The organism is Legionella israelensis, from assembly GCF_004571175.1.
GTDB lineage: Bacteria > Pseudomonadota > Gammaproteobacteria > Legionellales > Legionellaceae > Legionella_D > Legionella_D israelensis.
This window is the reverse complement of the sequence record NZ_CP038273.1, coordinates 993,237-1,007,989: the sequence shown is the minus strand read 5'-3', so window position 1 is coordinate 1,007,989 and position 14,753 is coordinate 993,237. Positions and strand designations below refer to the sequence as shown.

Genomic DNA, 14,753 nt, shown 5'->3' with positions numbered 1-14,753 from the left:
CATCACCTTCTTAGATAACTGAAGCTCTGGCCTCGGTCTGTTCCTTGTGAATTTTTTTAAGGTAGCTCGTTGCTTCCAGAACATCCTCCGGAAAATAGAGGATAAAGGTACCCGGTGTCGCATTGTTCATGGCGTGATGAAGTGCTTCTTTCTCGTTGGAAATGATTTTAACGTTATGCGCTGTTATTTCCCTGATTTCACGAATTCCTTCGAGAATTAAGCTGGTGAGTTCTTCATTGGTTCGTCCCCTGCTATCTTCGTCATGACGGATGATAATTTCATCGAACATCTGGGCGGCATAATAGCCTACTTTTCGTATATCAGAAGGTCTTCGATTGCCTGTGGCAGCAATGATGCCCACTTTCCGTTTGTAATGGTTTTGATGAAGGTAGGTTTTAAATTGAATAAAAGCGGCTTCGTTATGTCCATAATCAATCATGATTTTAAAGTTGCTGAAGGCGTACAGATTCATGCGGCCTGGAAGATTTTCCGCCGTGGGATGAAAGTTTTGCAGCCATTTTGCCATGTCCTCTATTTTAAAATGAGATATCACCCCTGCTAAGACAGCAGGCAGAATGTTCTGTATCATAAACGTCGCTTTGCCCTGGAAACTGCATGGCAGGGCATGGACGTTTGCCAGTAACCTGCGGTGAGCTCCTTTTTGGATAACGATATTATCGTTTTCGAGGTAAGCCACTAATCCTTCCTGCTGGAAGTGCTGATGAATGCGTTCGTTATGAGCATGCAGGCTGAACAGAGCAATATGGCAATCTATCACGTCTTTTATTTGATAGACCAGATCATCATCGGCGTTAAGAATGGCATACCCATCTTTCATGGTACTGCGAGGTACGACTTCCTTAACGCGTGCAAGGTCATTTAAGCTATGAATATCATCAAATCCCAAATGATCTTCGCTGATGTTGGTGACAATACTGATGTTACATTTGTCAAAACCTAATCCTGAACGAAGAATTCCGCCTCGTGCACATTCGAAAACAGCAAAATTAACCAAGGGATCCCGCAGGACTGTTCTGGCGCTGTGAGGTCCGCTGCAATCACCCTGGGAAACTTCATGATGATTAATATAAATACCTTCCGTAGAAGTGAAACCTACGCAGAAACCGGCTTCTTTAGCAAGATGAGCAACTAATCGCACGGTGGTGGTTTTTCCATTGGTGCCAGTCACAGCCACGATGGGAATCCGTGAAGGTTGATTTTGCGGAAAAAGCATGTCAAGAATCGGTTTGGCTACGTTACGAGCCATACCCTGTTCAGGTGCGAGGTGCATGCGAAACCCTGGACATGAATTGACTTCAATGACCGCGCCATTGTTATCTTTAAGCGGTAAACTGATGTTTTTAGCCAAAATATCAATACCACAAATATCAAGGTTCATCAGCCTGGCAATTCGCTCGGCCAGAAAAACGGTGTGCGGATGAACATAAGGCGTCACATCTACTGCTGTACCTCCTGTGCTGAGGTTTGCGGCATGCTTTAAATAGAGTGATTGCCCCAAGGGTAGTATGGATTCTAAGGTGAATCCTTGTTCTGACAGAATGGACAGGGTGATTTCATCGATCTTTATTTTTGTCAGAAATTTCTCGTGATGCTCACCACGGTTTGGATCGAGATTCACCGCATCGATAAGCTGTTGAATTGTATTTGTTCCCGTTCCCGTTATCATGGGTGGACTACGTCTGGCCACGGCAACGACCTTATAATTAATGACCAGAAAACGATAATCAAACCCCCTGATGAATTTCTCTACAATGATTTTCTCAGAAGATTGTTTAGCTAATTTGAAAGCAGAATGGGCTTTTTCAGATGTATTGATATTGGTGGTAATTCCGCGTCCATGATTGCCGTCTACCGGCTTTATAACGGCAGGAAAGCCTATCTTTTCGATGGCATGTGCGAGCTCATTCTCGGTTTGAACAATCAATCCCTGAGGGACTGGAATAAAGGCTGAGAGCAACAGTTGTTTTGTTTTTTCTTTATCGGCTGCATTTTCCACTCCAAGAATGCTGGTTTGACTTGAAATAGTAGCGCACATCAGTTTTTGGTAGTGGCCTTGTCCCAGCAGGATGGATGAATCATTATCCAGGCGAGTGCAGGGGATACCTCGTTTCTTCGCTTCCTGGACAATGGATTGAGTGCTTGGACCCAGAGCTTCATTCATCTTTATTTGTTTTAATTGTTCAAGATCATGTGAAAGCAAGGTATAGGGTGTATGTTGGGCTAGCGTTTTAACCAGATTGACTGCTGCATAGGCAGCATATTTTCCAGCGTTTTCTATTTCATAAGAAAACACCACATGATAGACACCTTTCTCGTTGGTCGAGCGGGTTCTGCCGTAGCCGCATCTCATTCCTGCTAACCATTGAAGTTCAAGAGCGACGTGTTCGATCACATGCCCAAGCCAGGTTCCTTCTTCAAGACGTCGAAAAAATCCACCTGCTGTGTTTTCAGAGCAATAATGATTATATAAAGAAGGTAAAAGTTGCTTTAAATGTTCTGGAAACTTTTCAATAAGATTTGTAGGCTTGGTTTCGTATTCATGTAAGTGGAGTTTGAGTTCAATGAGCTTGGTTCTTGAGTTTGACCAATAATTGGGGCCATTCAAGACTTTGATATCCAAAATTTCCATTTTTAAGTATATCTCCAAAAAGATTGAGAAAGAGTCAATACCCGTCCAGAGTCAGGCGCTTTCGTGTAAATTTTAATCTTTCATGGCACAATAACAAGATAAGATTAAAGAGATACTTAAAAAAGTTTAGACGATAAATAAAAATTCGTTGTAAAAAACCCCTGTTCGGAGTTTTAATACTTCATAAACCGCGTCAAATCAATGATTACTTCGTTAAAATCAAACAAAAATGCTCGCATTAGCGCTGCTAGTACTGTGCTTTTTGTTTGATTTTGCCTCGTACTCCTCGATTTTACTCGTTTATAAAGCATTAAAACTCCGAACAGAGGTTTATAAAAAAGGTTTGCAATAAAAAAATATTTATTTAATTGCTTATAAACCGCGCTTTCCGTGCCAAATTCACTCTATTTTTATCTGAAGAAGGCCAGGTAAGAAATGTCATTTTAAAAGTCTATACGCTTAAATTATAAATTATTTGTTTAAATTTAGGCTATATTAAAAAAAGAGAAAAGGATTTTTAAATTCATTGGTCAAGGGATCGGTTATGATCTTGAAACTGCTATTGATACTGGCAATTCTATCCATCCGTCCATATCCGACTGCCTCTGCGTTTTTGTCGGGGGAAAATATAAAGAATGATAATAAGGGCTCATTCATTATTTCTCTTGCAAGTCAGGATTATCCTATTGCCTCCCACCTTTCCCAATATACTATCAGACAAATGTTACATAAAGAGGGGCTTTCTACTCCAGCCGTGAATAAAGTATTAACTACCTTAAAGTGCGCAAAGGAATACAACGTAGACCATAACAACATATTAACCGTTATCGACTATTCCCTTCCTTCCAATGAAAAAAGACTATGGGTGTTTGATTTAATAGAAAAAAAACCCTTATTTCATACCTATGTTTCTCATGGCATCAAATCAGGACAACGGCTGTCACATTATTTTTCCAATAGACATAACAGTAAAGCTTCAAGTATAGGCGTATATCATACCGAGAATGCTTATTATGGTCGTCATGGTTTGTCTTTAAAGTTGGATGGGCTGGAGAAAGATTTCAATGATCATGCATTCAATCGATTTATCGTCATGCATGGCGGCTGGTATGTCAGGGAAGATTTTATAAAAAAATACGGAAGACCTGGACGTAGTTGGGGCTGTCCTGTTGTACCTAAAGATCTAACCCGACCCATTATCGACACGATAAAAGATAAATCGCTCTTTGTGGCCTATTATCCCAGTCAAGAATGGTTTTTTAAATCCAGATTTTTAAATTGTGATGATTTTTCTCCAAGAGAAAATGCCAATGCACGAACGATTCAGACAACAGCGCCTGATGATGAGCGCAAAGACATTCTTTTTGTCGATACGAATAAAAATAATATACGCGAAGAAAATGAGCCTATTGTTGTTATGCGGGCAGATAATTATAGACGTATTTTCCATGCCACGCCCCCGCTGACACGTATGCTTCGCCGTCAAATCAATCATACTGAATATATTGCCTTAAGTGGGGCTGAATTTAAAAGTATGGATATGAACATGGATCTTGTTTTTAATCATGAGGATAAGGAAGGAGTGGAGGTGATTGATTTTGTGATTCCTGAAGTAAAATTACTGAGGGGTTATTATGCCACTGAAATGAAAAAGGTTGATCTCGGAAAGGTCAAGGAGATTCGTTTCGATGCATTGGAAGCTCCCAGCATACACCTGGACAGCGGTTCTCAGGTCAATCTTAAATCATCGAAACGATTTATCCGTTGGCTTGGATTATAACTCTCACTCCACAGGAGGTTTTTTAAGGGCTGTCATCTTTCTTGGAGTATAGCGCTATGGCGTTTCCTTCTGTATCAAGGATAACAGCCCTGTATCCATAGGGTCCAATTTGCTCTTTTCTTTTCAGTAGTTTGCCGCCATTATTTTTTACAGCCGCAATGGCTTTATCCATCCGACCTTCCACATTAAGATAAACCAGCGGCCCGTTTTGAGAAGGATTTCTGTCGTCCATAACCACTAAACAGCCAGATACATTATCTTCCGTATGCGGCAGAAGTCCAAATTCAAATCCATGTTCGGTGATTTTCTCTACTTTTTCACCCAACATAACTTCATAAAAGGAAATGGCTCTGTCCAAATCAATCACCGGAATATCGATCCAGCAGAAGGTGTTTCTTTGACTCATAAGTTAGCCTGAGAAAATTTAGATGTACATATCCTAGCATAATTCAAAATTTATGCCTCTTTAAGAAGCGAAAAAAATCGAAAGCATCTACAATTAGTTAAAACGAGGACCCATAGCGCGAGGGAACAGCATTATGAATACACAGAAAGAGCAAACCGTTGCTGAATTAATGGTGAAATGTCTTGAATCAGAAGGGGTGGAGTATATATTCGGCTTGCCCGGAGAGGAAAATACCGATTTAATTGAGGCATTGTCCAATTCCAAAAAAATTCGTTTTATTTTAACCCGTCATGAACAAGCGGCTTCCTTCATGGCCGATATCTATGGCAGACTAACCGGTAAGGCGGGAGTTTGTTTAGCCACCTTAGGTCCCGGGGCAATTAATCTTCTGTTAGGTACGGCAGATGCTAATCTGGACAGTTCCCCGCTGGTGGCTATTGTAGCCCAGGCCTCTTTAGATCGTTTAAATAAAGAGTCTCATCAAATCATTGATTTATCAAAACTGTTTTCACCCTTGACCAAATGGAACGCGCTGATCGCACTTCCTTCTGTCGCGCATGAGTTAATCCGCAAGGGGTTTAAATTGGCGCAAGTAGAAAGAAGTGGGGCTGTGGCCTTAATCCTTCCTGAAGATGTAGCAAAGCAAAAAACTTCATCTCAACCCTTAAAGCCGCAGCAGCCTAAATTAACCATGCCGAATCCAGAACAAATTAAGAAAGCCGCTGAGCTTATTAATCAGGCAAAAAGCGTTATCATCCTTGCCGGCGCCGGTATATACCGCCATCATGCTGAAAAAGCGCTTACTCATTTTATAAATCACAGCAAAATTCCCATTGCCACCACTTTTATGGCAAAAGGTGTTGTTCCCTCTGACAATCCAATGGTGATAGGAACCATCGGATTTATGCGTCACGATTATACCAATTTTGGTTTTGACAAGGCAGAAGTAGTGATTGCCGTAGGTTATGATTTGGTGGAATATTCACCTAAATCATGGAATCCCAAGGGCGATAAAAAAATCATTCATATTCACGGTATAGCGGCAGAAGTGGATGCTGATTATGTATTGTCCGTTGGCATTGAAGGAAGCATTGGAGCATCGCTTGATGCTTTGGCAAAAGAAATCAAACCTCATGAGCATTTATCAGAGGAGATGGATGAACTCCGATCGATGTTATTACAGGAAGTCAAAGATCATGAGGAAGATGACGCTTTTCCTTTAAAACCGCAGCGGATCATTGCCGATTTGAGAAAAGCCATGGACCCCTCCGATATTGTGCTTTGTGATACCGGAGCACTGAAAATGTGGATGGCTCGTTTATATCCTTGTTATGAATCCAACACCTGTATTATATCCAACAGCCTTGCCACCATGGGGTTTTCATTACCCGGAGCTATGGCGGCAAAACTGGTTCACCCTGATAAAAAGGTGGTCGCTGTAATGGGTGATGGTTCCTTTCTTATGAATTCACAGGAAATTGAAACGGCAAAAAGAGAAAATATTCCCTTTGTGATGTTAATCTGGCGAGATGAAGCCTATGGCTTAATCCAATGGAAGCAGGAATTGGAATTTGGTCATTCAAGCTATGTTCAATTTTCCAATCCTGATTTTGTAAAATATGCGAACAGTTTCGGTATTAAGGCTCATAGCATTCGCTCCGCGGATGAACTGCTGCCTGCTTTGAAATCTGCCTTATCGAGCAATGAAATTGTTTTGATCGATTGCCCTGTGGATTACTCTGAAAACGTCAAATTAACCGATAAGCTCGGACGATTGACTGAATCCATATAAATGCGATTTCACAAAAGAAGCCTGTTCATGAGTGTATTGAATTTAAAGCTTGGCTCCTTCCTATTTATACGGATACACTTCTTCCAGTGAGACAGAGATTCCATGCGCAGAACAATGGGTACATGATGACATCTTAATTTTCAGGGATTTTCTCCATGCGTGCAATTCTTAAGACTTACAATTGCAAAGGACTTACGAAACCGCTTCCAATATGGCTGCAACCCCCATTCCACCAGCGGTACAAATTGAAATAAGACCACGGTCGGATTTATTTTCATGCAGTATTTTTGCCATGGTACCCAGGATTCTTGCCCCGGTTGCTGCGTACGGATGACCCAGAGCAACGCTTCCGCCTTTTATATTTATTTTGGCTGAATCAATAGAACCTAAAGGAGACTCACGCTTCAGCACTTTTTTACAGTAATCGTCTGATTCCCAGGCTTTTAAAGTGCAAAGAACCTGACCTGCAAATGCTTCATGTATTTCATAAAAATCAAAATCCTGAAGTGATAAATGATTTCTTTTAAGAAGATTGCTCACAGCAATGGTTGGGGCCATAAGAAGGCCTTCTCCATGTACAAAATCAACAGCAGCTACTTCGGCATCAACAAACCTGGCGAGCAAAGGACAATGATGACGATGAGCATACTCTTCACTGGTAAGAAAGACAGCAGCAGCGCCATCGGTCAGCGGGCTGCTGTTGCCTGCTGTCAGCGTACCTCTATCAGTGATATCAAACGCCGGTTTTAATCGGGATAATTTTTCCAGAGAGGTATTTTTGCGAAGAGTGCCATCACGTTTCACACCTTTAAATTCAAGTACTAGTTCATCATAAAATCCTTCGTCATAGGCCGCGACACCGTATTCATGACTTTTGAGGGCGAGTTTATCCTGTGCTTCTCTGCTAATCTCCCATTCCTGAACCATTTTTTCACAATGCTGTCCCATGGATAAGCCCGTACGTGGTTCAACAACATCCGGATAAATCAGTTTGAAATCAGACGGTCTTAAGGAGGCTAAGATTTTCAGTTTTGAGAAAAAGCTTTTTTCCTTGCGTAAATCCAAAAGCTTATTGGTCAGGGAAGGGCTGATCATGATTGGTAAGTCACTGTTGCTGTCGCAACCTCCGGCGATGCCATTTTCGATTTGATAATTAGCAATTTTCAGTGCAATTTGCCATGCTGTTTCAAGGCTTGTCCCGCAAGCACGCTGAACATTATAAGCTGGGGTATGTGGATCAAGCGTGGTGTCAAGAACACATTCTCTTGCTAAATTCCAGTTGCTGGAACGATTGATGATTGCACCTAACGCCACATCACCAAGAATCTGTCCATCCAGATGCATGTTATCCACCAGTCCTTGAAGAGCGGCAGTCATCAGTTTTTGAAGGGAAATATCGATATAGCTGGTTCTTGATTTAACAAAAGGAATCCTCGCACTTCCTGCGATATAAGCCTGTCTGGTTTTCATAGATAAAATCCTTTTTATTTACTCATGAGTTATTTAGATTTGAACATCAGATTCAGTATGAATTTTCTGTTTCCTTATTTTCACAGTTTGTTAAAATCAGGACTTACGAATAAAAGGCTTTCAATTCAATCAACTTCTCATTGAAACATGACTTGACCTCGGCATTTTCGTAAGTCCTGAAGATATCGTCAGATCCTCAGTTAGCTTCATGAACATTAAAACTATAGTATAAATTTATTATGAATTTGAAAATTTTTACCTGGAGCAGTCAGGTCCGTGCTTATGAAGTGGATGCTCAGGGCATTGTTAATAATGCCCAGTATCTATCGTATTTTGATAATGCCCGAACTTTACAATTGATGGCATGTGGTATTAATTGGGTTGAATTAAGTCATAAAGGGTTTAATTTGATTTTAGCACGGGCTGAAATTCAGTTCATAAAACCATTAAAAGCCTTTCAATCTTTCCATATCGTTTCTGAGGTCGAGCAGCGAGGTAAATTAAGATTAATTTTTCATCAGACTCTTTTTGTGGATAATGATACGCCTGCATGCAAAGGAATAAATACAGTGGTTTGCGTGGACAATCAACGCAATAAACCGGTCGCTATCGATACCATCTTTTCTGTGGCGAGTCAGTGATGTTCTTTAATCGATTAAAAAATCGTTCTTCCTAACCATTACCCATTCGATGACAAGCTGTTTCACTTTTTTCAATCACGGACTGGTAGTCTTTGGATTGAATTCGTTCTTTAAATTGATGAAAACGATCAGTGCCCGTTATATTTTTGAGTGAATCTATGACCTTCGACTCATTACGCATATGTACCTGTAGTAAAGACCATACGGCAACTTTCAGATCGATAAGGGGGACATAGAACAAAACTTTATCGACATCTTCTGGTTTGACAACTTCTGATTCAAAATACAGTTGCAAAAACTCTTCTATTTCGGCTCGTGATACATAACCGTTTTCGCTTGCAATATAAGCCAAATCAATCATTCTATCATTCATACCGGAATACTCCCAGTCCAGAATTTTGATCTCTTCTGCGCTTTCTGTTGTGTTTTTTACCACGATAAAATTAAAAGGGGAGATGTCGTTATGACAAGGCACTTTTTCTACTTCGGGAAAAAGTTGAGTAGCTGTTTCTTCCAGGTCTTTGACATGTTCTATAATCGCGCTTAGAGAAACCGTTTCCCTACGTCTATTGTAGGGCAGATAATTGACGCCATTTGCTATCAGTGTTTCGCACATTAAAATGATTCGTTCAAAAAGGCTGTATTCGGTTAAAAAAATTTGCTTACAATCGTGAATTTTTTTTAATGCAGCAAGGGCGGGTTTAGTGTACTTGCGAAAGGTTTCAACATTTAAAGATTGTCCATTGATAAAATCCTCGACCTTAAAACCATGTAATGCTCCGGACTCATAAGACTCTAAAGTATGGGCACAAAGACCAAGACTGGCGACAATCGCGGAATTATATTTTTCTGCTTTTCTATCCACGATTAACTCCGATTGTGAACCAGGAAGTCTTATCACCACTGGCTTTTCTGTCTTTCTGTGTGCAAGTAGAGCATGATTGGTGCATCCGCCAAGATAATCTAATGAAGAAAAAGTGGAATGTTTAAAAATACTCAGTTGGCTTAATTTCGCTGTTTTTTCTTCTATCTTTGCTTTGCTGGCTTTTTCAGGGATTTTATCTACGGTAAACATGAAATTCTGGTCTTCTTGTTATTCAATGAACGTTTGATCTGGGTATTTAGCTGTTTAATAATTTATCACTTTAATTAATAAAAAGCAATTAAACACTATAAAAAGAGCCATTTTTATTGCATTTTTTGTAATTAATGTTTCCATTAAATTCAAATAAAAAACAAATTGTTCGTTAATAATCTTTTCTTAAGGTTTATCGAGTAAAATATGGCCATTTATTTGCAGAGAGAAGAGTGATGGAAGAAAAAATTGAATTAACCGAGAATAAAAGACCAAAACGAAAACGTACTTTACCTCCTGCTTATGACGATTTTATTGTCAATACTAAACTTAGTAAAACCAATAATTCCAGCCACTTTTTTACGCCATCGTCCAAATTAGTCAACCGTTCATCATCTTCTAAACCTAGTGAGACTAAAAAGAAAAAACAATCTCATCAAAAGCTTATAAAAAAATTAAGGATAGATAATATGCGTTCGCATGACTACATTCCTTCTGAATTAGATAAGCCTGATTTGATTTCTGTGCGAGTTATCAACTTACTTAAATCGTTCAATGGCAGAGGATTGATTGCTGATAAAGATATCCCAGAGGGCACTTGTATTGGTGAATACACGGGTGTGCAATTTGACTCAAAAAAAGAGTTTGAGGATTTTTTACAAAAGCATGCAACAGCCGATAATAGTTATGCAATGAACTTAGGTAAAAAAATTATTGATGCTCAATCTCAAGGTAATTTTACCCGGTACATTAATTTTTCTGACAGCCAGGCCAATATGATGTTTGTGAATGGACGACTCCATAACAAACCCGTGGTAAAGGTAGTGGCAAGTAAAGATATTCAAGCCGGAGAGCAACTGCTGGTCGATTACAATGTTTATGATGAGAGGGCTTCAAAGGATTTTGTATTTTTAAATCCGGAAGATACTCATCTGAGCGCGAAAGAATTTGTAGGGCAGTATACGGCGATCTATAAGCTCGGGACATTAAGGATGGATCTTTCACCTATAGGATTACCTGTTGAAACCATGTTGCTTGAAAGCGGAATAATAACAACCATTTTAAATCACCAACTGTTATCTGAACATGAGAACGAATTCAGTCCTCCAGAAGTGAATCTGCCTGCCTTTATGATAGACTCAAAAGGGCACCCCTTAGAATTTTCAGATAGCGACACTTTTACTCCTCTTATGTTAGCTGCCTACTTAGGACAGGTCGATAACGTAAACTGGCTTATGGATAAAGGCGCTCGCATAGACAGGCAGCAAAATCATAGCGGACATTGTGCCTTGTTCTTCGCATTGCAAGGATATCAAATGGCATCGTCAATAAAATACCGAAATGATTATGTCGCCATTATGAAAAATCTTATTGCCAGACATGCCGATTGCAGTGTTCATGATCGTGAAGACAATACCTTTTTACATAAAGCTATTGCTGTACTGAGAAAAGAAGATTTCAAAAAGGTGATAGATCAATTAAAGGTCTCACAACCTGAGAATTTTAGGAATTTGTTTTCCTATATTAATTCTTTTGAGCAGGATGTGGTGGTCACTTGTATCAGTGAAAAAAAATTTTCACACTTAGATATTTTAATGCAAGCTTATCCTGATTATTTTAAAGATAGTTTTAAACGAACGAATCCTGAACGCACTTTTAATAAAACTGTTTTTTTTGGCGCTTTTGAAACCTTAGAGAACCAGAAGGACAGGGAAAAATTACAGACTGTGCTGCCTGAAGGAGCTGAAAAATTCATCTCGATTAAATAACTCATGTTACGCTGCTTCGTCTTTTTGCGTCCAAATTTTCTAAAAAATACTGTGCTGCCTAACATGAGTTATATAATAAGAAAATTAGACTCGTATCACTGGTCAGTTGCGATGATATTTTTAAAATGAAACTCACTTATCCTAAAGGGATCTCATTGCTTGATTTGGACCGTTGATAGATTTCTGACATTTCATCATAGATTTTTTGCAGTTTATCCACTTGTTGTTGGAAATGATCTCTTAGGGGCTTAGCACATTTATTGATTAAATCTCTTAAACTGTGACTTTGCCAATAATAATTGTCATGCGAATAATCGCCGTTATTGCACTTAAATACTTCTTTCAGAATATTTAAATCATGTGGAATATTGAAGGCATCCCGGGATTCAACATAGCTGAATAAATAGTAAAAATTATCATAACCTCCCCAAGTGATCGCTGATAAACAAAGTGGACAAGGCTCATGGGTGGCAAAAAAAAGACAATCCTTCGGCGCAGGACGTTTGCTAGCAGGCATTTCATATAATTTTTTAATGGTATGTACTTCCCCATGCCATAGAGGATTTTCCATTTCATTGTTCGTGCCGGCAATAACTAAGGATAAATCCTCTTTTTTAAGAATGGCCGCACCAAATAACTTGTTTCCCTGTCTTACTCCTGCTTGGGTTAAAGGAACGATGTTTTCGCGGGTAACTTCCAGTAATCGTTCAATAATGGTTTCTGGCTGATGATTCATTTAAATCTCCTGATGTTTATCCTTTAACCATAAACTGCCAAACCACCCTATCAGCAACACGATAAAAAGAGGCGTCAGTGCTAATTGATAATCATTAATACTATGCACCGTTTTTGTAATCTGGGTATGGCTTAAAATAGCGCCTACACCATATTGTAATAAGGCGCTCATTATATAGGCCATCATGGCCATTAAACCAAACGCCATTCCTTTTAAGTGCTTGGAAATGTATTGACTTACAATAGGAAAAGCCAATACAGCTCCACCAAACAGAAAGCCTAACAGGAATAAAAGAAAGAAAGCAACGCAAGTTGAAAAATCAGGTCCGTAGAGCAAAATAGCCAGTACCAGAACCATGCCGCTGATGAAACTTTTGGCTACTTTGACAGGCTTTTTTATCCTGTTAGCCACCCAGCCTGAAATCAGTGCGCCTATTCCTCCTCCCAGAGGAAACATAGCGTTCATAACAGCAGAAGTTTCCAGGCTATGTCGATAGGTGATTTGAGTGGGGATATTCCATAGATCGGCCAGTGACAATAAAACACCAAAGCTTGTACTGAAATACAGGATTCCTAAACAATATTGTTTGATTTTGAACAGTTTACTCATATTAAACAAAAAACTGTCTCTTTCAGAAGGTGTGCCACCAGCATAAACCTGAGGATTGTGCACAAAGATAAATATAAGCAAGGCATTGGCAAATATAATGAAAGCAAGATAGATCATCATTGGCCGAAAACTCATAAACACTCCACTCAATGCCATAATTACCACCAGTAGTGCGGTTAATAAGTTTGAAGACATTTGAGTAATCCCTGACATTAAAGAAAACCGATGAGAGGGAAACCAGTTGTCAGCCAGATAAAGTGCTCCCACATAAGAAGTGGATAAACCTATGCCAATAATGATTTTAGCCATTAGGGCTATGGCAAAGTTGTAGCTATTACTCATCAATAATAAACCCATGCCGGCAATAAGAGCTGAACATCCCAAGGTCATTTTTGCGCCGAACACATCAAAAAAATGTCCGGTAAACAATTGCGCTATGCCATAACAAAGAAAAAATGCCGTACCCAATAATCCAAGTTGAGTATTGTTAAGCTTAAGTTGCTGTTGAATATCAGGTGAAAGAATGGCAAATAAAACGGATATCATAACTGCCAGAATGAAATAGATATCAGCAATTCCCCATACCAATAAGGAATGCTTCAGATTAAAGGTTATTTTTTCTTTTTCCATGGAATTAACCTGTTGATTCTGTCAAATAGGCGATGCAAAAGAATCTTTTATGGTTTGGTAAAATACCGCTGCAACACCTGCTTTACCTGACTATTAGAAGCATCATAAAGCTCGGCAATCTCAGTGAGGGTGCTGATGAGGGAGGGCATAATAAATTCCTTTTTATAATGGTAATTTTTTACAATTTAGAATTATACAGTTAAAAAAGCAATTCCTATATTTGCGATGAACAGTTTAAACATTCAGGATCAAGCGATCGCTCTTTTTCCCATCAAGGAGTCTCTGTTCACGTTGACGATCAGCTTTTTGATTAAAAAAAGTACCCAATCGATAGACGCTGAGCGTAAGAGGAGCTAACCCTGCTATCTCCAACGGGCTTGAATGTTCTTCATTGGATTTAAAGCTTAATTCTGCGCCGTATTTAACATTGACGAGAGCATCAACTTTGACGTTGGTTTTTACTTCAACTGGCATTGGTAATCCAGGGAAGTTGACGGTTTCTTTATCTTCAAAGGTTTTTGACAGCGGATATTGTTTACTTTCAAGGGGACCATCATAAGTTGAGTTTTGTCCGGAATGCTCACCTTCAGAGGGATAGGTAATGCAGTGATTGGGATTAAGAGCTCCTGAATAAACGATGATGCTGCCAACAAGACTGCCGAGAGAAGTTTGAAACATGGAATCAAAAAAAGAGCCAATCATTAAGTTTTTATATTCTTCCTTGGATGGTCCATCGATTTTTATTCCTTCATGTTCTTTATAATATTTGATGTCTTCTCGGCTCAGTTGATATCTTTTAAGAACAGCACCTCCTAATCTCATAAAGGTGCCGCCGGTAATACATACCAGGCTGATAATTCTGAGTAATCCCGGATCAACATAGTCCTGCAGGTTATAAGAGCTACCGCCTGCCGTTTGACCGTAATGATAAATAGGGATGCTATGATTATAACCGAGGTTAAATTGCTCAACATCCATCTTCATTTCAACGTAACCCAGAGTTTCTTCCATGCCAAAATAAGCAATTGAGGCTTTTTCATCAAGTTCCCAAGAAACTCTCAGACCAAGACCTCCTAGAAAACAGGCAGTGTCACTTGTATATTTTAAGGCATCGGCTGTGGTTTCTATGGCTGAATTTAATAATTTATAGCAAATATCCTGAAATCTCATGCACTCATCCGTCTTTGTTTTGGCC

At 39.4% G+C, this 14,753-nt stretch carries 11 protein-coding genes; 4 read left to right on the top strand and 7 right to left on the bottom strand.

Going from position 1 to position 14,753, the window contains the following annotated elements:
- Positions 1-10 precede the first annotated feature (10 nt).
- Entirely contained in the window at positions 11-2,650 is a 2,640-nt protein-coding gene (cphA, locus tag E4T55_RS04430; protein ID WP_058500750.1) for a cyanophycin synthetase, read from the bottom strand.
- A gap of 544 nt (positions 2,651-3,194) precedes the next feature.
- Between cphA and E4T55_RS04425 the strand changes: the two genes are divergently transcribed.
- On the top strand, positions 3,195-4,430 hold the full coding sequence (locus E4T55_RS04425; RefSeq protein WP_058500749.1) for a murein L,D-transpeptidase catalytic domain family protein: 1,236 nt from the start codon (positions 3,195-3,197) through the stop codon (positions 4,428-4,430).
- Between the two features lie 22 nt (positions 4,431-4,452).
- Here E4T55_RS04425 and E4T55_RS04420 read toward each other — a convergent pair whose 3' ends face one another.
- Positions 4,453-4,836 (bottom strand): VOC family protein, encoded by a 384-nt coding sequence (locus E4T55_RS04420; protein ID WP_058500748.1) that lies wholly within the window; start codon positions 4,834-4,836, stop codon positions 4,453-4,455.
- A 133-nt stretch (positions 4,837-4,969) separates the two neighbouring features.
- Between E4T55_RS04420 and E4T55_RS04415 the strand changes: the two genes are divergently transcribed.
- Complete coding sequence (locus tag E4T55_RS04415) at positions 4,970-6,628, top strand: acetolactate synthase large subunit (protein WP_058500747.1); 1,659 nt, start codon at positions 4,970-4,972, stop codon at positions 6,626-6,628.
- Positions 6,629-6,820: 192 nt separating this feature from the next.
- Here E4T55_RS04415 and E4T55_RS04410 read toward each other — a convergent pair whose 3' ends face one another.
- Positions 6,821-8,098, bottom strand: coding sequence for an acetyl-CoA C-acetyltransferase (locus E4T55_RS04410; RefSeq protein WP_058500746.1), 1,278 nt, complete (start codon positions 8,096-8,098; stop codon positions 6,821-6,823).
- Between the two features lie 239 nt (positions 8,099-8,337).
- Here E4T55_RS04410 and E4T55_RS04405 point away from each other — a divergent pair, with 239 nt between their 5' ends.
- Positions 8,338-8,739 carry an acyl-CoA thioesterase gene (locus E4T55_RS04405; RefSeq protein WP_058500745.1) on the top strand — a complete coding sequence of 134 codons (402 nt, stop codon included), beginning with the start codon at positions 8,338-8,340 and terminating at the stop codon, positions 8,737-8,739.
- 31 nt (positions 8,740-8,770) lie between these two features.
- Here the strand turns inward: E4T55_RS04405 and E4T55_RS04400 are convergent, their stop codons facing one another.
- The gene (locus tag E4T55_RS04400) at positions 8,771-9,814 is read right to left on the bottom strand and encodes a choline/ethanolamine kinase family protein (protein ID WP_058500744.1); all 1,044 of its coding nucleotides are present in this window, start codon (positions 9,812-9,814) and stop codon (positions 8,771-8,773) included.
- Positions 9,815-10,050: 236 nt separating this feature from the next.
- Between E4T55_RS04400 and E4T55_RS04395 the strand changes: the two genes are divergently transcribed.
- The gene (locus tag E4T55_RS04395) at positions 10,051-11,583 is read left to right on the top strand and encodes an SET domain-containing protein-lysine N-methyltransferase (protein WP_058500743.1); all 1,533 of its coding nucleotides are present in this window, start codon (positions 10,051-10,053) and stop codon (positions 11,581-11,583) included.
- Positions 11,584-11,719: 136 nt separating this feature from the next.
- Here E4T55_RS04395 and E4T55_RS04390 read toward each other — a convergent pair whose 3' ends face one another.
- The 3 genes from E4T55_RS04390 to E4T55_RS04380 all read right to left on the bottom strand — a co-directional run bounded on the left by E4T55_RS04390 (position 11,720) and on the right by E4T55_RS04380 (position 14,728).
- Positions 11,720-12,319, bottom strand: coding sequence for a nucleoside deaminase (locus E4T55_RS04390; RefSeq protein ID WP_058500742.1), 600 nt, complete (start codon positions 12,317-12,319; stop codon positions 11,720-11,722).
- Complete coding sequence (locus E4T55_RS04385) at positions 12,320-13,558, bottom strand: MFS transporter (RefSeq protein WP_058500741.1); 1,239 nt, start codon at positions 13,556-13,558, stop codon at positions 12,320-12,322.
- Between the two features lie 234 nt (positions 13,559-13,792).
- Complete coding sequence (locus E4T55_RS04380; protein WP_058500740.1) at positions 13,793-14,728, bottom strand: hypothetical protein; 936 nt, start codon at positions 14,726-14,728, stop codon at positions 13,793-13,795.
- Positions 14,729-14,753 lie beyond the last annotated feature (25 nt).